This window comes from Xanthobacter versatilis, assembly GCF_043193975.1.
Taxonomy (GTDB): domain Bacteria; phylum Pseudomonadota; class Alphaproteobacteria; order Rhizobiales; family Xanthobacteraceae; genus Xanthobacter; species Xanthobacter autotrophicus_E.
This window is the reverse complement of sequence record NZ_JBAFVB010000003.1, coordinates 29,005-46,986: the sequence shown is the minus strand read 5'-3', so window position 1 is coordinate 46,986 and position 17,982 is coordinate 29,005. Positions and strand designations below refer to the sequence as shown.

Sequence of the window (17,982 nt, the reverse complement as noted above, 5' to 3'; positions counted from 1 at the left end):
CATGTCCCGCTTCAGCGCTTACAAGGACGCCTTCCCCAATGCCCAGCTCACCCGCTCGGACAGCGGCGTGCTCGAAGTCCGCTTTCACACCGACGGTGGAAAGCTGGTCTTCAACGGCCATACCCATGAACAGTTCGTCGAGCTGTTTCACCAGATCGGCGCCGACCCGGACAACCGGGTGGTCATCCTGACCGGATCGGGCGACGCGTTCATGGATGCGATCAGCCCCGAGGGCTTCGATTTCTTCTCGCCGCGCGGCTACGACAAGATCTATCGCGAGGGCAAGAAGGTGCTCATGAACATCCTCGACATCGAGGTGCCGATGATCACCGCGCTCAACGGCCCCGTTCTGCTGCACAGCGAATATGCGCTGCTCACCGACATCATCCTCGCCACGCCGGAAACCGTGTTCCAGGACAAGCCGCATTTCGACTTCGGGATCGTACCGGGCGACGGCGTCAATCTGCTCTGGCCGGAAGTGATCGGCAGCGTGCGCGGCCGCTATTTCATCCTCACCCGGCAGGTGCTCGACGCCGCGACGGCGAAGAACTGGGGCGTGGTCAACGAGATCGTCCCTGCTGACCAGCTGCTCATCCGTGCCCACGAAATCGCCGAAGGGATCGCTGCTCTGCCGCCGCTCACCAGCAGCTACACCCGCATCGCGCTGACGCAGAAGCTGCGTCGGATCATCGACGAGGGCACCGGCTATGGCCTCGCGCTCGAAGGCATCAGCGCCGCCGAGGTCGCCCGCTCGATGGCGGCCGGCTGACGGCCGGCTGTCCTCGTCGCACACGCCATACCACCCGACAAGGAGCACCCCCATGTCCCTCCAGGCGAAGCTTGACGCCTTCAAGGCCGATTTCGAAACGGGCAAACCGCCCCACAACGTGCCACCCGCGGTGATCGAAACCATGCGCCGCGCCACCGCTGAACTCATCGCCTCCGGCGCGGCACGGCAGGCGCTAAAGGCCGGCGAGAAGATTCCCGCCTTCACCCTTGCGGACCCCGAGGGGAATGCGGTGTCGTCGGCCGACCTTCTCGCCAAGGGGCTGCTGGTCATCACCTTCTATCGCGGCGTGTGGTGCCCCTATTGCAACATGGAATTGCAGGCGCTTCAGGAGGCGCTTCCGCAGCTCCAGGCGCTGGGCGCGAACCTGATTGCGATCTCGCCACAGAACGCCGTGAACAGCCGCAAGTCGGTCCGCCAGAACAAGCTGTCGTTCCCGATCTTGTCGGACCCTCGTAACGAGGTCGCCGCGGCGTTCGGTCTGCGGTTCGCGCTGCCGGATTATCTGGTCGAGCTCTACAAGTCCTTGAAGAATGACCTGCCGTCCTTCAACGGCGACCCGAGCTGGACCCTCCCCATGCCGGCCCGTTTCGTGGTCGGCCAGGACGGCACCATCCTCTATGCCGAGGTCAATCCGGACTATACCCGCCGGCCCGAACCGGCGGACATGCTGCCCGCCCTTCGCCGCGCCGCGGGTGCCACCGCCGCCTGATCCACCCCGACATGCCCCGCCCCAACATGCCCCGCCCCAAGCGAGCGGGGGGGAGAACCCACCCATGCAACGCACCTTCCTCATCACCGGCGCCAGCAAGGGCATCGGCCTCGCGCTTTCCCTGCGCCTCGCGGCGCAGGGCCATCGCATCATCGGCATCGCCCGACACCGCAGCGACGGCTTTCCCGGAACGCTCCACGCGCTCGATCTCAGCACGCAGGATGCGGGCAGGCGGCTGGCGCAGATCGTCGCTGCCGATCCGGTCGACGGCATCGTCAACAATGTCGGGCTGGTGCGCGCCGAGCCACTCGGGGCGATCGAGGCCGAAACCCTCGACGAGGTGCTGCGGACCAATCTCCATCCTGCGCTCGCCGCCGTCCAGGCGGCGGTGCCGGGCATGACCGCGCGCGGCTGGGGACGCATCGTCAATATCTCCAGCCTCACCATCCTCGGCGCCGTCGAGCGCACCTCCTACGCCGCAGCCAAGGCGGCGCTGGTGAGCTTCACCCGCAGTTGGGCGCTGGAGCTTGCGACCTCCGGCATCACCGTCAATGCGGTTGCGCCGGGGCCGACCGAGACCGAACTGTTCCGCGCCAACAACGCGCCGGGAAGCGCGGGCGAGGCGCGCTACCTCTCCGGCGTGCCGATGAAGCGGTTCGGAACCCCGCAGGAAATCGCCGCCGCCGTCGCGTTCCTGATGTCAGACGATGCGGCATTCATCACCGGCCAGACGTTGCATGTGGACGGAGGCGGCTCGATCGGAAAGGCGTCGTTCTGACCTTCGGCCAATGTCCGGACTGGGAGGCGCAGCGAGGGTCTGCTCCCGGCGCGCGACAGACTGCCCAGGCATTCACAGCCGCAGCGTCTCGAACTCGATCTTGCCTATCTCCATCGCCAGGATCGCTGCGAATTTGGCGCCACCACCCCCATCCATGGTCACCCGCCCATCGGGCGCCCCGGAACGACGAATGCGACAACCGTCGCACCCGTTGCGCCCCAAGCCCTCTGCGAACCCGCCTCAACGCCAGCCCAGCGCGGGCGCCACATGGGTGAGGATGGCCTCGATCACGTGCGCGTTGTAGTCGACGCCCAGCTGGTTCGGCACGGTGAGCAGCAGCGTGTCCGCTTCGGCGATGGCCTCGTCCGCGGCAAGCTGCCGGATGAGCGCGTCCGGCTCGTCGGCGTAGCTGCGGCCGAAGATGGCGCGGGTCTTCTCGTCGATGAAGCCGACGGAATCCTCGTCCTTTCCGCCCCGCCCAAAATAGGCGCGGTCGCGATCGTCCACCAAAGCGAAGATGGAGCGGCTGACCGAGATGCGGGGCGCGCGGGCGTGGCCCGCCTCCGCCCACGCGGCACGATAGGCGCGGATCTGCGCGGCCTGCTGGATGTGGAAGGGTTCGCCGGTCTCGTCGTTCTTCAGGGTGGAACTCTGCAGGTTCAGGCCCAGCTTCGCCGCCCACACTGCGGTGGCGTTGGAGCTGGCGCCCCACCAGATGCGCTCGCGCAGCCCCTCGGAATGGGGTTCCAGCCGCAGCAGGCCCGGCGGGTTGGGGAACATGGGCCGCGGGTTGGGCTTGGCGAAGCCCTCGCCCTCAAGCACCTGAAGGAAGACCTCGGCATGGCGGCGGGCCATGTCGGCGTCGGTCTGGCCGTCCGGCGGCGCATAGCCGAAGTGCCGCCACCCCTCGATGACCTGCTCCGGCGAGCCCCGGCTTATGCCGAGCTGCAGCCGTCCGCCGGCGATGAGGTCGGACGCGCCGGCATCCTCCGCCATGTAGAGCGGGTTCTCATAGCGCATGTCGATGACGGCGGTGCCGATCTCGATCCGCCGCGTGCGCGCGCCCACGGCGGCGAGCAGCGGGAAGGGCGCGGCCAGCTGGCGGGCAAAATGATGGACGCGGAAATAGGCGCCGTCGGCGCCCAGATCCTCCGCCGCCACCGCCAGCTCGATGGATTGGAGCAGCGCATCGGCGGCCGAGCGCGTCTGCGACTGGGGCGAGGGCGTCCAGTGTCCGAACGAGAGAAAGCCGATCTTCTTCAAGGTGGATGCTTCTCGGTTGCGCAAAGATGCGCCAGCCTAGCCCGACGCCCCGCCGGACGCACCTGACACGCCACGGTCGCTCCTCGCCCCCTCACCGCCATGGTGGGGGCCGGCCGTCGCGGAGGAGATGACCACGCGGTTCTCGCCACCCGCTACGGTCGCAAGGCGTCCGCCCGCCGCCGCCTGACAGAGGATCACGGCTCAGGTGGTGCCGTAGCCATTACGCTCAGCCTACGGAAGTTGATGCGCCGGCCCTCTGTTGCGCCGGCATGCCCTGCGGCTTCCCTGCACGGGATATGCTTGAGCATCCGGAAGACGATGCATTTCCTCTATTTGAGATGCTCGTCTTTCGGTGTTCGTCCCGGTGGACTTCTGCCTTGAGCGTCGTCGCAACCGGTTGCAACAAGCCGCGGCTCTTCACCCAAGGTTCCGATATCGCGCCCCCTTACGGGTTCGTCGGGACTGGACGACACCGGCCGATGGAGCGGAGCGCGCGGAAATTCACGGTGCGCTGCTGAACATGCGCCCTCAAGCGATCTCCAGAACCTCCACCTCGCGGCCGGCCACCAGCGCCACATCCCCCACGACCTTGCTCATCAGGGCCTTCGCCAGCGGCGAGACATAGGACACCGAACCCTTGGCCGGGTCGGCCTCGTCCTCGCCGACGATGCGAAAGACCTGGCGGCGGCCATCCTCGCGAGAGATGGTGACGGTGGTCCCGAACTGGACCGACTGAGGATGAGCAACAGCTTCAATGAGTTGGGCGCTGGCCCGGCGGGCGCTGTAGTAGCGCAGGTCGCGGGTCGCGCGCGCCATGGCCATCCGGTCGGCCTGGATGTCACCCATCTGCGCCAGCGCATAGGCGGCCCGGGCCTCGCCGAGGGCCGCATCCAGCGCCGCCATCCCGGTGGGGGTCACCAGATTGGGATGCGGCGAGATCGGCCGGTCCGGCAGGTCGGCGGCGGTCGCTTCGAGGTCGTTTTCGCGCGTAAAGGCGACGGACATGCTGAACGGGATCCAGAGTGGCAAGACCCACGAACATACAACGCGGGACCCGCAAAGTCGCCCGTTTGCCCCAGCTGTCTCCCATCGCTTCAGTGAACCGGTTGCACCGGCGCCGAGCGGCCCGCCGGCTATGGCACTTGACATAACGTAAGCAGACAGGCTGTGATCGCCCCATGAGCGCGACGACCCACACCTTCCGCCGCACCTGCCCCATCGCAGGACAGTAGCCCCGCGCTCGGCCTCCGCGCCCCGGGCGCCGGGGTGATGATGTCTCGCCGTGCGCCTGCACGGCACCCGATGACGGCGCCCCAAGCCTTCCCATTCCCCAAGCCTTGCCCGCGCTGCCGCTCGACCGTGGCCGCGCGATGCCGGCAGTCCTTTGACGACGACACCCATGATGAAAAAGCAATCCAGATCTCAATCAAGGTCCCCTCGCCTGCCCGCGCTCGTTCTGAGCCATCCGGACCACGAACGCCTCGCTGGCCTCGCTACAGCCGCGCTCGACCGCATTCCCGACGTGGCGGAGGAGCTTCTCGCCGAGCTGGACCGGGCGCGTCTGGTCCCCATCGGCCGCGTCCCCGCCACCGCGGTGCAGATGGGCTCCAAAGTCACCTACGAAGCGGGCGGCAACGCGCGCACCGTGACACTGGTCTATCCGGAAGACGCGGACATCGCCGCTGCCAGGGTGTCGGTGATGACGCCCATCGGCGCTGCCCTGATCGGGCTCTCCAAAGGCCAGTCCATCTGCTGGACGGCCCGTGACGGTCGCCGCCACGAGTTGAAGGTCATCGAGGTCCAGCCACCGGAGGAGAAAACGCTCCTCTGACCTCTTGCGTCTTCACCGGTCTGATCGTTGCACCCGGTTGCACGACCTCCAGACGGATCCGGCGGGAGCTAGAGGCGGCTCCCGCCCACCTCGGGACGGTCCGAGCCCGGCGGCGAGGCGGCATGACACCCGCCGCCTCCGGCCAAGAATGCATGAGGTTAAGGGCAGGGTTTCCTCGTTGCCGCCCGTCGCCGGCGGCGCCACACGAATCCTTGATCTTGCGCGCCACCGCGTCAACCATAGCCTCAGCACGGGTCAGACCGAGACCGAGAGCAACACCGACACGGACATGGCGACGACAACTCTTCCTCTGGTGCGGGTGGCTGCCGCCTTCCCGTTCATGATCTGGCTCAGGGACAACGGGCGTCCGCTGGACCTCCTGCTGCGGGAGGCCGGACTGCCGCCCACGCTCGTCGCCGACCCCGACCAGCCGATTCCGCTGCAGGTGGGCATCGAATTCCTGCGCAGCGTGGCACATGCCGAGGGGCCCGATATCGGCTGCCGCGTGGTGGAGCATGCCGGCGTCGATCAGATCGGCCTCATCGGGGAGTTGGTGCGGGCGTCACGGACGCCGCGGGAAGCCTTTCACCTTGTCGCCCGCGCGTTCTTCCACCACGGCTCCCACGAGGTGTTCACCTTCACCCCCCACGCCGGCGGAGCCACGGTCCGCCACGTCTTCCGCGTCCCGCTCGATGATGAAGCCCTCTTCATCACCCAGCAATTCGTGGCGTCCCTGATCGCCAGCGTGGTGACCCGCGATGGCAAGGACAGGCCCGCCCTCGAGCGTGTGGAACTCACGCCCCATCCGGTTCTCGGGCTCTCGCTGCTGGAACCCCATTTCAGCTGCGCCGTCAGCCCCACTCTCACCGGCGCGGTGGCCGTGACCTTCAGCGATGAGGCGCTTGACGAACCTTATTCCCAGAGCCGCATTCCCCTCGCGCAGCAGGTGACGGAGGGGTGCGGCGTGATCCGCGGCGACGGCACGCTTGCCGGCTCCATCCGCGCCGTCCTGCCGCTGCTGCTGGCGCGCGGCGGCGAGCCGACCCTTGCCGAAGTGGCCCGCTTCGCCTTCATGAGCCCGCGCACCCTGCAACGCCGCCTCACCGCCGAGGGCACCAGCCTGTCTCGGCTGATCGAGCAGGAGCGCGCGGCCCGCGCCATCGCGCTGCTGACGGCCAGCACCAACCGGGTACAGGAGGTCGCGACGGAGATGGGCTACGGCTCCGGCGCCAGCTTCACCCGCGCCGTGCGGCGCTGGACCTCGGCGCCGCCCACCCGCCTGCGCAAGGGCAGGATCGGCACCCGATAGGCCTTGACGACGCTCAATCGCCGCGCGGGCGTGACCAGAGACGCCGCGCCATCACGGCCGAACTGACGCGAGCGCCGGGTCCGGCGGCCGGCCGAAGCTGCGCATTTCCCCCAGGAGCCAGGATTCCAGCGCCTTGAGATCGGATCGGAAGGCCACCTGAGGCGCGATCCACATCCTGAGGTGCCGCCCGCCGGGCACGAAGCCGAAGGGCGCGACAAGGCGGCCGGACTGCAACTCGCTCAGGGCCAGCATGTGGGGCACCACCGCCACCCCGAGGCCGCAGGCGGCGGCCTGGATCAGCAGGTAGAAGTGCTCGAAGCTGCGCTGCGCCTTCAGGCCGAGGTCGCCATTGCCAGTGGCCTGCGCCCAGTCGCGCCACGCCTCGGGACGCGTATTCGTGGACAGAAGATGCGCACTTCCAAGATCTTCCGGTGCGGCGAGGTCCCGGCCGGCAAGATAATCGGGCGAACACACCGGCCCGATCCATTCCGTTCCCAGCTCGCGGATGATGGCATCCCGTGGCGGCACGATGGTGCTGGAACGGATGGCGACGGAGATCTTGTCCCGGCTGAAATCCACCTTGTCGTAATTCATGTTCAGCTCCACCTGCACGTCCGGATTGCGGCGATGGAAGCCCGCCATGCGCGGGATCAGCCAGCACAGCATGATGGAGGCGGAGCAGGAGAGCGTGAGCGGGCCGGGCCGCAGCCGGTCGAGGGTGGCGTGGATGAGGCCGAAGGCGGTGGACAGGCCCTCGGCGAGCCGCTGCCCCTCGGGCGTCGGCTCGCTGGCGCCACCGCCGCGCGCCACCAAAGGCACGCCCAGCGTCGCCTCCAGCGCCTTGATGTGGCGGCTCACGGCGCCGTGGGTGACGCACAATTCCTCGGCCGCGCGGGTCATGCTGCGATGGCGGGCCGTGGCCTCGAACGCCCGCAACGCCACCAGTGAGGGCAAGGGCTGGTTGCCGATCTGCGACATGGAGCCAAGGTCCTGCGTTCACGTTCTTTATTGCTGCGTCGCAGCATCGATGATGTGAGTTTAGCTCACAACTCAAGGACAACAAATCGATTGTTCGGACCGCTGCCGGGCGCCTAATTGCGAGCGTCGATACCCCGGCTTGGCGGCCCGCGTGCCGTGCTCCCGCCGGGGCAAGAAGAACAAGAAGCGCAGATGCCGCAAGATCTGCCCCATTTCCTGGAGGAAATCCCATGACGGAGCCCGAGGTGTCCGCCGTCGAGCGGTCGGCCATTTCCAAGGTCTCGTGGCGGCTGACGCCGTTCATCGGCCTGATGTTCTTCATCAACTTCCTGGATCGCACCGCCGTGTCCTTCGCCGGACCCAACGGCATGTCGCGCGATCTCGGCCTCACCGCGTCCCAGTTCGGGTTCGCGGCGGGCATCTTTTTCCTCGGCTACATCCTGCTGGAAGTGCCGAGCAACCTGGCCCTGCACAAGTTCGGCGCCCGCCGCTGGCTCGCCCGCATCATGGTGACCTGGGGCATCGTCGCCCTGCTGTTCACCTGGGTGAGCAGCGTGGAAGGCCTCTATGTATTGCGCTTCCTGCTCGGCGTCGCCGAGGCGGGCTTTTTCCCCGGCGCCATCCTCTATCTCAGCCTCTGGGTGCCGGCCCGCCACCGCAACAAGGTGCTGGCCCTGTTCTATGTGGCGCAGCCGCTCACCATCGTCATCGGCGCGCCCTTCGCCTCGCTGCTGCTGGGCGCGGACGGCATGATGGGACTTGCCGGCTGGCGCATCATGTTCTTCGGCGTCGCCATTCCGGCCATCTTGGTCGGTATCGTCGCCTGGTTCTACCTGGTGGACCGGCCTGCCGACGCCGAATGGCTCACCACCGCCGAGCGCGACTGGCTCACCGGCGAGCTTGCCAAGGAAGAGAAGGCCAAGGCCGGCAAGCACAACATCCTTGCCTCCGGCGCGTTGCTGAACGGGCGGGTGTGGCTTTTGTCCTTCATCTACTTCGGGCTGATCTACGGCCTTTACGCGCTGGCCTTCTTCCTGCCCACCATCATCGGCGGCTTCGAGGCCCAGTTCGGCACCAAGTTCGACGTGATGCAGAAGGGCCTCATCACCGCCATTCCCTACCTGCCTGCGGCCGCGGCCCTGCTGCTGTGGAGCCGGCATGCAGCGAAGACCGGGGTGAAGCCCTGGCACGTGGGCCTGCCGGCGCTCATCGGCGCCCTGTCCATCCCGGCGGCTTTGTTCATGAACTCGCCCGCCGCCACGGTGGCGGTGATCACCATCACGGCCTGTGCCATCTTCTCGGCCCTGCCCAACTTCTGGGCCATCCCGGCACGCTTCCTGTCGGGGGCGGGCGCTGCGGCAGGCATCGCCCTCATCAACACGGTGGGCAACGTGGCCGGGTTTGCGGCCCCCTTCATCACCGGAGCGGTGAAGGACGCGACAGGCTCGTTCCAGGTCGCCATGCTGGTGGTGGGCGGCTTCATGATGCTCTCCGCCGTCCTCACCCTGGTGGTGTCGCGGCAGCGGGACGCCGTGCCGGACGCAGCGGCGATGGCCGCCCGCTCGGCCTGAAAAACAGGGGGCCGGGCGAACCGGCCCCATTCATCGGGGACCCTGTCCCGGAGTGTTGGAGATACCGGAATGAACGCGAAGATCGCCCTGTTCGGGGCCGGCGGGAAGATGGGCGTGCGCCTGTCGAAGAACCTCGCCAAGTCCGACTTTCAGGTCGCCCATGTGGAGGTCAGCGACATCGGCCGCAAGCGCCTCAAGGATGAGGTGGGCGTCGACTGCACCGAGATCGACGCCGCCCTCGACGGCGCCGACGTGGTCATCCTGGCCGTGCCCGACACCCTCATCGGCAAGGTCGCGCACAGCATCTCGCCGAAGCTGAAGGCGGGCACCATGGTGATGCTGCTCGACGCGGCGGCGCCCTTCGCCGGCCACCTGCCGGACCGGCCGGACCTGATCTATTTCGTCTCCCACCCCTGCCACCCGCTCATCTTCAACGACGAGACCGATCCGGCGGCGCGGCGTGACTTCTTCGGCGGCGCGGGAGCCAAGCAGTCCATCACCTCCGCCCTCATGCAGGGGCCGGACGAGGCGTTCGCCCTGGGCGAGGCGGTGGCCAAGGCCATCTATGCCCCGATCCTGCGCTCCTATCGCCTCACCGTGGACCAGATGGCGATCCTGGAACCCGGCCTGTCGGAGACCATCTGCGCCACGCTGCTCGACGTGATGCGCGAAGCCATGGACGAGACCGTGCGCCGGGGCGTGCCGGAGGAGTGCGCCCGTGACTTCCTGCTGGGCCACATGAACATTCTCGCCGCGGTGATCTTCAAGGAGATCCCCGGCGTGTTCTCGGACGCCTGCAACAAGGCCATCCAGTTCGGCAAGCCGCGCCTCATGCGCGACGACTGGATCAAGTGCCTCGACAAGCCGGAAATCGCCGAGAGCATCCGCCGCATCACCTGATTGCTCGGACGGGGTCCTCCCTTAAAGGGACGCGGCCCCGCCCCTCCTCACGGCCCGGCCCCTCCCCTGCGTGGCAGCGGCGGCCGGGCCGCGCTACACACAGACGGCTGCAGGAATCCTCCGCCATGAGCGAACGCGTCTATGCCACCTACTGGATGGAGACCGGCGGCGACCCGGCCCGCACCGCCGAGGTCATCGCCGGCGAGCAATCCAGCGGCACCTTCGTGGCGCTCGCCACCGAGACCGCGGAGCTGAAGGAACGCTCCGGCGCGCGCGTGGAGCGGCTCGACATCCTCGACACGGCGGACACCCCCAGCCTGCCGGGCGGCATGGCCTCCGACCGCTACACCCGCGCCATTCTCGAACTGTCCTGGCCGGTGGAGAATTTCGGCCCCTCCCTGCCGAACCTCATGTCCACCATCGCCGGCAACCTGTTCGAACTGCACCAGGTCTCCGGCCTGCGCCTCATCGACCTGAAGCTGCCCCCGTCCTTCACCAATGCCTTCGCCGGCCCGGCCTTCGGCATCGCCGGCACCCGCAAGCTGGCCGGCGTGGCGCAGGGGCCGATCATCGGCACCATCATCAAGCCGTCCATCGGCCTCACGCCGGAAGAGACCGCCCAGCAGGTGCGTGAGCTGATCGCCGGCGACATCGACTTCATCAAGGACGACGAACTCCAGGCTGACGGCGCCCGCTGCCCGTTCGAGGCGCGGGTGAAGGCGGTGATGCGCGTGGTGAACGATGCCGCCGACCGGCGCGGGCGTAAGGTGATGGTGGCCTTCAACATCACCGGCGACCTCGACGAGATGCGCCGCCGCCACGACCTGGTGCTGGCCGAGGGCGGCACCTGCGTCATGGTCTGCCTGAATTCCATCGGCCTCGTGGGGGTGCGCGAGATCCGCCGCCACACCCAATTGCCCATCCACGGCCATCGCGCCGGCTGGGGCTATCTCTACCGCTGCCCGTCGCTGGGATGGGACTATGCCCCCTGGCAGCAGCTGTGGCGGCTCGCCGGCGTGGACCACCTGCATGTGAACGGGCTCGACAACAAATTCTCGGAGGCCAACGCCAGCGTCATTGCCGCCGCGCAGGCGGTGCTCTCGCCCCTCAACGATGCGGCGCCCATGGGAGCCATGCCGGTGTTTTCCTCCGGCCAGACCGGGCGGCAGGCGGCCGAGACTTACGCGGCCATCGGCTGCGCCGACCTCATCCACACGGCAGGGGGTGGCATCTTCGGTCATCCGGCGGGGGTGCCGGCGGGTGTCGAAGCCCTAAGGGCCGCCTGGCGCGCCGCCATGGCCGGCGCCAGCCTCGAGGACGAGGCAACCCGCAGCCCTGCCCTGCGCAGCGCCCTCGGGTTCTGGCGATGACGGCGGGCGCCTCTTCTGCCGCCTCATGGCCCGCCGGCCTGCTGCTGGCCTATTACGGCGACGACTTCACCGGCTCCACCGATGCGCTGGAAGCCATCACGGCGGCGGGCGTGCCGTCCGTGCTGTTCCTGCGCCTGCCCACGGACGAGATGCTCGCCCGCTTTCCCAGCGTCCGCTGCGTCGGCCTCGCCGGCTCCTCGCGCGGGCGCTCGCCGGAGTGGATGGACGCCGAGCTGCCCGCCGTGTTCGCCCGACTGAAGGCCTTGGGCGCGCCGATCCTGCACTACAAGGTCTGCTCCACCTTCGATTCCGCCCCGCACGTGGGCTCCATCGGCCGTGCCGTGGATCTGGGGGTGGGGGCCATGGGCGGGCGCTGGAGCCCCATGGTGGTGGGCGTGCCGCGCCTCGGCCGGTTCCAGGTGTTCGGCACCCTGTTCGTCACCGTGAACGGCACCACCTACCGGCTCGACCGCCACCCCACAATGTCGCGCCATCCGGTGACGCCCATGGACGAGGCGGACCTTGGCCGCCACCTCGCCCGCCAGACCGCACGGCGCATCGACCTCATCGACATGGCCCAGATCCGCGCCGACGCCGCCGACACCCGCCGCGCCATGCTGGAGGGCGACGATACCCCGGTTGTGCTCATCGACGTGATGGACGAGGACACGCTGACCGAGGCCGGCCGCCTCATCTGGGAGAACCGGGGCGAGGGCCTGTTCAGCGCCTCCTCTTCCGGCCTGCAATATGCGCTGGCCGCCCACTGGCGGCGGCTGGGCCTGCTGCCGGCGCAGCCCGGCCTGCCGGCGGCGGCGGGCGTGCCGCAGATCGCGGTGGTGAGCGGCAGTTGCTCCCCGGTCACCGCCGCCCAGATCGGCTGGGCGCGGGCCCACGGCTTCCACACCGAGCGGCTGGACCTGTCCCGCGCCCTCGACCCGACGCTGCGCGAGGCCGAGATCGCCCGCACGCTGGAAGTCGCCCGTGCGGCGCTCGGGCGCGGCGAGAGCCCGGTGATCTACAGCGCCGAAGGCCCGGACGATCCCCACGTCCTCGCCTTCGACCATACGGCAAGCACCCTCGGCCTCACTCGCGCGGAGGCGGCGCGGACGGTCGGCACAGTGCTGGCCGAGATCATGCGGCGCATGGTGGAGGCCCGGCTGGTCCGCCGCATCATGGTGGCGGGAGGCGACAGCTCCGGCGAGGTGATGGAGGCGCTGAACGCTTTCGCCCTCGACATCGCCGCCGGCCTTGCCCCCGGCGCGCCCCTGTGCCGTGCGTGGTCGGACGATCCCCTCTATGACGGGCTGGAAGTGGTGCTGAAGGGCGGCCAGATGGGGCCCACGGACTTCTTCACCACCGTCCGCGACGGGCTTGCGGCGGCGCCAGTCCGCGCCACGGACCGGAGCGCCGTGGCGTAGCCGGACGGCGGCCGGGTCCCCTCATTCGCCGTAGTGGTTCCATGACTGCGGAAGGCGGCAATCCATTCTGCCGATCGCGAGGGCAGCTAGGCGCTCTCACAGATCGCAGCTCATGCGGTCAGCCCCGGCACGTCCCGAATACCGGCGCCTCGCCTCCTGCAGGAAGTCCCTGCCCTCGCCATTTTCGAGACCTGCAGCCCGAGCCGGTGATATAAGCACGCCGCAGTTCGAGAAACGCGCGCCAAGCGCGCCGCAGCACAAGGAAGGCACCCCATGGGCTCGAAACACTGGCTTCTCGCAGCTTCGATCCTGGTCGCCGGCGCGCCGGCCGCCCTGGCCCAGACCCCCGCACCGGCACCCGCCCCTGCAGCCCCCGCCGCCCCGGCGCCCACCGTGGTCAAGGCGGACCTCGTCGGCAATAGCGGCAAGCCCATCGGCAGCGCCACCGCCACGGGCACCGACCGCGTCACCATCGTGCGCCTCGTGCTTCAGCCCGGTGCCATCCCGCCTGGCTGGCACGGCATCCACTTCCACGCCGTGGCCGACTGCTCCGACACCGAGAAGTTCCTGGCCTCGAAGGCCCATGTGAATCACGGCGGCAAGGCCCACGGCCTGCTCAATCCCAACGGTCCCGACGACGGCGACCTGCCCAACATCTTCGCCGTCGCCGATGGCTCGGTATCGGCCGAGGTGACGAGCCCGGTGGGCCTCACCGGCGCCAACGGCCTGCTTGGCCCCACCGGATTCGCTCTGGTGGTTCACGCCGGCCCGGACGACCACACCACCCAGCCCATCGGTGGTGCCGGCGCGCGCATCGCCTGCGCCGCGTTCAAGCCCTGAGCCGAGCTAGAATCGAAAAACAGCCGCGCCGCCGGTGAGGCCGGCGCCGGCGGCGGCAATCAGCAGCACGTCGCCCGCGCCATAGGCGCGGGTGGCGCGCAGCGCCGACAGCGTGAAGGGCACGGTGGCGGCGGACGAATTGCCATAGTCGGCGACGCTCGACAGGGTCCGCTCCGGGCTGATGCCGAGCCGCTCCGCCACCGCCGTGATGATGCGGGCGTTGGCCTGGTGCGGCAGGAAATGGGTCACATCGTCCAGGGTGAGCCCGGCCTCCTCAAGCGCGGTGCGGCAGGAGGCGGCCATCATGGCCACCGCCCGGGAAAACACCGTGCGCCCTTCCCGCATCACCATCCGCCCGGCCCCTGCCTGCCCCGTCGCCGACAGGCGGCTGCCACTGTCGGGGATCTGGATGAGGTCGTAGCCCGATCCGTCGGAGGCAAGGCAAGACCCGACCACACCGGCCCCCTCCCGGGGGGATGGGGCCAGCACCACCGCGCCGGCCGCATCGGCAAACAGCGCCGCTGTCGATGGATCCGATGGATCCACACGGCGCGACAGGATGTTGGCCGCCGCCACCAGCACCGCGCGTCCCGTGGTCCGCACGAAGCCATCGGCCAGCACCAGAGCATAGAGGAAGCCGGCGCAGGCCCCCGTCAGGTCCACCGCGCCGCTCGCCGGCAGGCCGAGGCGGTGGGCGAGCAGCGGCGCGGTGGGCGGCAGCAGGTGATCCGGCGTGCTAGTGGCCAGCAGGGTCAGGCCGATGGCGGCCTTGGGGATCCCCGCATCGGCCAGCGCCTTTTCGGCGGCCGCGAAGGCAAGGTCGCTCACCGCCTCGTGCGGCGCCGCCACCCGCCGTTCACGGATGCCGGTGCGGCCAACGATCCACCCCTCCTCAAGGCCCAGCCCGCGCTCGATCTCAACGCTCGTCACCACCTGCTCTGGTGCGTAGTGGCCGAAGCCGGCGATGCGGGTTCCCGCCACGGGTGTCCGTGCCATGCTCAAGCCCGCCCGAAGCGGTCGGCGGCGGTGGCGATGGCCCCGTAGACGAGGTCGAGGTCCTCGGCCGTGGTGCAATAGGGCGGCATCACATACAGCGTGTTGCCCAGCGGGCGGATCAGCAGCCCCTCGTCCCGGAAGAAGGCGGCGAGCCGCGGCCCCACATCCGCGAGATAGCCGGGATCGGGCGCCACGAGGTCCAGCGCAGCGATAGTCCCGATGCGGCGCACGTTGGCAAAGCGCCGGTCGTCGCGGAAGTTCGCGAGGCGCTCCTCCTGCGCGTCCCCAAGCGCGGTGATGCGCCCGCGAACCGGCTCCTCCGCCCAGATCTTCAGGTTGGCGACCGCCGCCGCGCAGGCGATGGGATTGGCCGTGAACGAGCTGGAATGGAAGAAGGTGCGCGCCCGGTCGGTGGAATAATGGGCATCGAAGATGGCGCGCCGGCACAGAGTGACGGCCAGCGGCAGCGAGCCGCCGGTGAGGCCCTTGGCGTAGCAGGCGATATCCGGAACCACACCCGCCTGCTCACAGGCAAACAGGGTGCCGGTGCGTCCGAATCCGGTCATCACCTCGTCGGCGATGAAGAGTACACCGTGGCGGGCGCAGATCGCCGCCATTTCGGCCAGCACCTCGGGCCCATAGATGTACATGCCGCCGGCACCGAGGATCAGTGGCTCGACCAGCAGCGCGGCCGGCGCCTCCCGGCAGGCGGCTTCCAGCGCGTCCAGGGTCGCCTGCTCGCGGCCCTTCTCAGGGAACGGCAGCCGCGTCACCTCGAACAGGAACGGCTCGTAGGCCGCGTTGTAGACGCCGCGCGCGCCCACCGACATGGAGCCGATGGTATCGCCGTGATAGCCGTGCTCCAGCGCCAGGATGCGGGTGCGCTGCTCGCCGGTGTGGCGCCAGTAGCCCGCCGCCATCTTGAGCGCGACCTCGACCGCGGTGGAGCCGCTGTCCGAGAAGAAGACGTGATCGAGCCCCTCCGGCGTCATGGCCACGAGGCCGCGCGCCAGCGCCTCGGCGGCGGGATGGGTGTGGCCGGCGAAGATCACCTGGTCGAGCTGCCCGGCCTGCTCCGCGATGGCGGCGACGATGCGCGGATGGCAATGGCCGTGGGTGATGACCCACCACGAGGAAATAGCGTCCAGAATGCGCCCGCCGCTGGCGGTCTCCAGCCACGCGCCATTCCCCCGCACCACCACCGGCGGCTCAGGCGCAAGCGCGTGCTGGGTGAAGGGATGCCAGACGGGAGAAGGGCTTGCGGTCATGGCCGGAGGTCCTCTCGGCGAAAATCATCAAGGGTGAAGGCCGCCGCGAAGGCGGCCTTGAGCGCGACGGGCGTCACCTCGGGCAGGTGCGGCAGGCGCCCGAGGCGGCGCGTTCCGCCGAGGTCCGCGATGATCTGCTCGCTGTCCTCGTTGGCATCGCCGATGAAGGCGACGCCGTGCAGCGTGATGCCTCGCCGCGACAGGGCCTCGATGGCGAGCAAGGTGTGGTTGATGGTGCCGAGGCTGGTGCGGGCGCACAGGATCACCGGCAATCCCCACGCGGCGAACACATCGGCGAAAAGCCGGCGGCGGGTGAGCGGCACCAAGGGTCCGCCGGCCCCCTCGACCACCAGCGGCCGCGTGGTCGCAGGAAGCACCAGCGCATCGGGATCGATGGTGATGCCCTCGGCCTCCGCCGCCCGGTGGGGGGAGGCCGGCATCGCGAGCCGGTAGGCCTCCGGCAGGATGCGATCGGGCGCGAGGCCCGACAGCCGCTGCACCACCTGGGAATCCGTCTCTTCCTCAAGGCCGGACTGCACCGGCTTCCAATAAGCGGCATCCAGCGCGCCGGCGAGGGCGGCGGCGAACATGGTCTTGCCGATGCCGGTATCCGTCCCGGTGACGATGTAGCCCGTCATGGGGCGGACCTCACGGCCTTCGTACCCGGCTCCGCCGCAAGGGCCTGCGCGAGCGCGTCCACCAGACCATCCAGGTCGGCTTCGGACACGTTGAGCGTGAGCGCCACGCGCAAGCGCGCGGTGCCCTCGGGCACGGTGGGCGGCCGGATCGCGCGCACGTCGAACCCCTGTGCCTGCAAGGCGGTGGCGACGGCGGTCGCGCGCCGGTCCGAGCCCAGAATCACCTTCTGGATCTGCGAAGAGGTTGCCGGCAGGCCGATCCCCGCCAGCGCGCGTTGCGCGTGGGCGATGCGCGCCATCAGGCGGTCCCGCCGGTCCTGCGCCGCCTCGACCAGAGTCAGCGCCGCCCGCACGGTGGCAGCCAGCAGCGGCGACGGCGCGGTGGCGTAGATGAAGGGGCGCGACCGGTTGACCATATAGTCCTTCAGCCCGCGCGGCAGGCATACCAGGGCACCCATCACGCCCAGCGCCTTGCCGCAGGTGTGCAGCGTCACCACGTTGGCGCGCCCTTCCAGATGGGCGGCAAGCCCCCGCCCCGCCGGCCCATAGACGCCGGTGGCGTGGGCCTCATCCAGAAGCAGCATGGCGTCGTGCCGCTCGGCGACGGCCATGAGATCGTCCATCGGGGCGAAATCGCCGTCCATGCTGTAGAGGGTTTCCGCCGCGATCCAGGCACGTCCGCGCCCGCCCTTGGCGCGCCAGGCGCGGATGGCATCGTCCACCGCATGGGCATCGGCATGTGGCGTCGCCACCGCCTCGACGCGCTCGGCCGATGACGCCCCGGCGAGCCCCTCATGGACGCTGGCGTGGATGAGCTCGTCATAGACCACCAGGTCGCCCCGGCGCGGCAGGGTGGAGACCAGCGCGGCGTTGGCGGCGAACCCGCCGGCGAAGAACAGCGCCGCCTCGGCGCCGAAGAAGGCCGCCGCCTCGGCTTCAAGGGCCTCGTGCTCCGGGTGGTTGCCGCGCAGCAGGCGCGATCCGCCGGCCCCGAGCGGCACGCCACGGGCGAGGGCGGAGGCCGTCGCCTGCCGCAACTCTTCGGATTGCGCGAGGCCAAGATAGTCGTTGGAGGCGAAATCGGCCCCCTGCGCGGGTGCCAGCGTCCGCAGCCGGCCCCGGCGGCGGAGCGCCGCGAGCGCCGCCTCATGCGCCTCCATGCGAGCTCCCGCCGGTGTTCGTCCCCGTCCCGCTTGGCCGCGCGAAGCGGGCAGCATCCCGCTCATGCACGGAATTGGCCGCTGCGCGAAACGGGTCTGCCAGGGGATTGCACCGCGCGGCCACCATGCCGATCTCCGAATTGAGCGATCAATTTTCTCGATT

17 protein-coding genes are annotated in these 17,982 nt (G+C 69.3%); 10 read left to right on the top strand and 7 right to left on the bottom strand.

The window, feature by feature from the left end:
* Nucleotide 1: 1 nt before the first annotated feature.
* From V5F66_RS07635 to V5F66_RS07625, 3 genes are all read left to right on the top strand, one after another.
* Complete coding sequence (locus V5F66_RS07635; protein ID WP_012114920.1) at nucleotides 2-769, top strand: enoyl-CoA hydratase/isomerase family protein; 768 nt, start codon at nucleotides 2-4, stop codon at nucleotides 767-769.
* Between the two features lie 52 nt (nucleotides 770-821).
* Nucleotides 822-1,499, top strand: coding sequence for a peroxiredoxin-like family protein (locus V5F66_RS07630; protein WP_394093590.1), 678 nt, complete (start codon nucleotides 822-824; stop codon nucleotides 1,497-1,499).
* Between the two features lie 64 nt (nucleotides 1,500-1,563).
* Nucleotides 1,564-2,277 (top strand): SDR family oxidoreductase, encoded by a 714-nt coding sequence (locus V5F66_RS07625; protein WP_394093589.1) that lies wholly within the window; start codon nucleotides 1,564-1,566, stop codon nucleotides 2,275-2,277.
* A gap of 240 nt (nucleotides 2,278-2,517) precedes the next feature.
* Here the strand turns inward: V5F66_RS07625 and V5F66_RS07620 are convergent, their stop codons facing one another.
* A complete protein-coding gene (locus V5F66_RS07620) occupies nucleotides 2,518-3,540 on the bottom strand; it encodes an LLM class flavin-dependent oxidoreductase (RefSeq protein WP_394093588.1) in 1,023 nt (340 codons plus the stop codon).
* 528 nt (nucleotides 3,541-4,068) lie between these two features.
* Nucleotides 4,069-4,545 carry a transcription elongation factor GreA gene (greA, locus tag V5F66_RS07615; RefSeq protein WP_394093587.1) on the bottom strand — a complete coding sequence of 159 codons (477 nt, stop codon included), beginning with the start codon at nucleotides 4,543-4,545 and terminating at the stop codon, nucleotides 4,069-4,071.
* 394 nt (nucleotides 4,546-4,939) lie between these two features.
* Between greA and rnk the strand changes: the two genes are divergently transcribed.
* Both rnk and V5F66_RS07605 read left to right on the top strand, forming a co-directional pair.
* Entirely contained in the window at nucleotides 4,940-5,371 is a 432-nt protein-coding gene (rnk, locus tag V5F66_RS07610; RefSeq protein ID WP_394009341.1) for a nucleoside diphosphate kinase regulator, read from the top strand.
* 289 nt (nucleotides 5,372-5,660) lie between these two features.
* The gene (locus V5F66_RS07605; RefSeq protein ID WP_394093586.1) at nucleotides 5,661-6,680 is read left to right on the top strand and encodes a helix-turn-helix transcriptional regulator; all 1,020 of its coding nucleotides are present in this window, start codon (nucleotides 5,661-5,663) and stop codon (nucleotides 6,678-6,680) included.
* 51 nt (nucleotides 6,681-6,731) lie between these two features.
* On the opposite strand, the gene V5F66_RS07600 is transcribed toward V5F66_RS07605, so the two are convergent.
* On the bottom strand, nucleotides 6,732-7,658 hold the full coding sequence (locus tag V5F66_RS07600) for a LysR substrate-binding domain-containing protein (protein ID WP_394093585.1): 927 nt from the start codon (nucleotides 7,656-7,658) through the stop codon (nucleotides 6,732-6,734).
* A gap of 230 nt (nucleotides 7,659-7,888) precedes the next feature.
* Between V5F66_RS07600 and V5F66_RS07595 the strand changes: the two genes are divergently transcribed.
* From V5F66_RS07595 to V5F66_RS07575, 5 genes are all read left to right on the top strand, one after another.
* Nucleotides 7,889-9,229, top strand: coding sequence for an MFS transporter (locus V5F66_RS07595; RefSeq protein ID WP_394051717.1), 1,341 nt, complete (start codon nucleotides 7,889-7,891; stop codon nucleotides 9,227-9,229).
* Between the two features lie 69 nt (nucleotides 9,230-9,298).
* Nucleotides 9,299-10,129 (top strand): phosphogluconate dehydrogenase C-terminal domain-containing protein, encoded by an 831-nt coding sequence (locus V5F66_RS07590; protein ID WP_012114911.1) that lies wholly within the window; start codon nucleotides 9,299-9,301, stop codon nucleotides 10,127-10,129.
* Between the two features lie 125 nt (nucleotides 10,130-10,254).
* On the top strand, nucleotides 10,255-11,499 hold the full coding sequence (locus V5F66_RS07585) for a ribulose-bisphosphate carboxylase large subunit family protein (protein WP_393999115.1): 1,245 nt from the start codon (nucleotides 10,255-10,257) through the stop codon (nucleotides 11,497-11,499).
* The gene (oiaK, locus tag V5F66_RS07580) at nucleotides 11,496-12,917 is read left to right on the top strand and encodes a 3-oxo-isoapionate kinase OiaK (protein ID WP_394093584.1); all 1,422 of its coding nucleotides are present in this window, start codon (nucleotides 11,496-11,498) and stop codon (nucleotides 12,915-12,917) included. Before V5F66_RS07585 ends, oiaK begins: the two co-directional genes overlap by 4 nt.
* Nucleotides 12,918-13,190: 273 nt before the next feature.
* The gene (locus V5F66_RS07575; protein WP_394093583.1) at nucleotides 13,191-13,757 is read left to right on the top strand and encodes a superoxide dismutase family protein; all 567 of its coding nucleotides are present in this window, start codon (nucleotides 13,191-13,193) and stop codon (nucleotides 13,755-13,757) included.
* Nucleotides 13,758-13,763: 6 nt separating this feature from the next.
* On the opposite strand, the gene V5F66_RS07570 is transcribed toward V5F66_RS07575, so the two are convergent.
* From V5F66_RS07570 to V5F66_RS07555, 4 genes are read right to left on the bottom strand one after another with little or no spacing between them, the layout of a single operon-like run.
* Nucleotides 13,764-14,753, bottom strand: coding sequence for a beta-ketoacyl-ACP synthase III (locus V5F66_RS07570; protein ID WP_394093582.1), 990 nt, complete (start codon nucleotides 14,751-14,753; stop codon nucleotides 13,764-13,766).
* A gap of 2 nt (nucleotides 14,754-14,755) precedes the next feature.
* A complete protein-coding gene (locus tag V5F66_RS07565; protein ID WP_394093581.1) occupies nucleotides 14,756-16,021 on the bottom strand; it encodes an adenosylmethionine--8-amino-7-oxononanoate transaminase in 1,266 nt (421 codons plus the stop codon).
* Complete coding sequence (bioD, locus tag V5F66_RS07560; RefSeq protein WP_394093580.1) at nucleotides 16,018-16,659, bottom strand: dethiobiotin synthase; 642 nt, start codon at nucleotides 16,657-16,659, stop codon at nucleotides 16,018-16,020. Before bioD ends, V5F66_RS07565 begins: the two co-directional genes overlap by 4 nt.
* Nucleotides 16,656-17,819: an 8-amino-7-oxononanoate synthase gene (locus V5F66_RS07555; protein ID WP_394093579.1), complete on the bottom strand. Its 1,164-nt coding sequence runs from the start codon at nucleotides 17,817-17,819 to the stop codon at nucleotides 16,656-16,658. Before V5F66_RS07555 ends, bioD begins: the two co-directional genes overlap by 4 nt.
* Between the last annotated feature and the right edge of the window lie 163 nt (nucleotides 17,820-17,982).

Coding starts and splice junctions, on each gene's coding strand:
- V5F66_RS07635 (WP_012114920.1), top strand. CDS start 2: ATGTCCCGCTTCAGCGCTTACAAGGACGCCTTCCCCAATGCCCAGCTC.
- V5F66_RS07630 (WP_394093590.1), top strand. CDS start 822: ATGTCCCTCCAGGCGAAGCTTGACGCCTTCAAGGCCGATTTCGAAACG.
- V5F66_RS07625 (WP_394093589.1), top strand. CDS start 1,564: ATGCAACGCACCTTCCTCATCACCGGCGCCAGCAAGGGCATCGGCCTC.
- greA (WP_394093587.1), bottom strand. CDS start 4,545: ATGTCCGTCGCCTTTACGCGCGAAAACGACCTCGAAGCGACCGCCGCC.
- rnk (WP_394009341.1), top strand. CDS start 4,940: ATGATGAAAAAGCAATCCAGATCTCAATCAAGGTCCCCTCGCCTGCCC.
- V5F66_RS07605 (WP_394093586.1), top strand. CDS start 5,661: ATGGCGACGACAACTCTTCCTCTGGTGCGGGTGGCTGCCGCCTTCCCG.
- V5F66_RS07600 (WP_394093585.1), bottom strand. CDS start 7,658: ATGTCGCAGATCGGCAACCAGCCCTTGCCCTCACTGGTGGCGTTGCGG.
- V5F66_RS07595 (WP_394051717.1), top strand. CDS start 7,889: ATGACGGAGCCCGAGGTGTCCGCCGTCGAGCGGTCGGCCATTTCCAAG.
- V5F66_RS07590 (WP_012114911.1), top strand. CDS start 9,299: ATGAACGCGAAGATCGCCCTGTTCGGGGCCGGCGGGAAGATGGGCGTG.
- V5F66_RS07585 (WP_393999115.1), top strand. CDS start 10,255: ATGAGCGAACGCGTCTATGCCACCTACTGGATGGAGACCGGCGGCGAC.
- oiaK (WP_394093584.1), top strand. CDS start 11,496: ATGACGGCGGGCGCCTCTTCTGCCGCCTCATGGCCCGCCGGCCTGCTG.
- V5F66_RS07575 (WP_394093583.1), top strand. CDS start 13,191: ATGGGCTCGAAACACTGGCTTCTCGCAGCTTCGATCCTGGTCGCCGGC.
- V5F66_RS07570 (WP_394093582.1), bottom strand. CDS start 14,753: ATGGCACGGACACCCGTGGCGGGAACCCGCATCGCCGGCTTCGGCCAC.
- V5F66_RS07565 (WP_394093581.1), bottom strand. CDS start 16,021: ATGACCGCAAGCCCTTCTCCCGTCTGGCATCCCTTCACCCAGCACGCG.
- bioD (WP_394093580.1), bottom strand. CDS start 16,659: ATGACGGGCTACATCGTCACCGGGACGGATACCGGCATCGGCAAGACC.
- V5F66_RS07555 (WP_394093579.1), bottom strand. CDS start 17,819: ATGGAGGCGCATGAGGCGGCGCTCGCGGCGCTCCGCCGCCGGGGCCGG.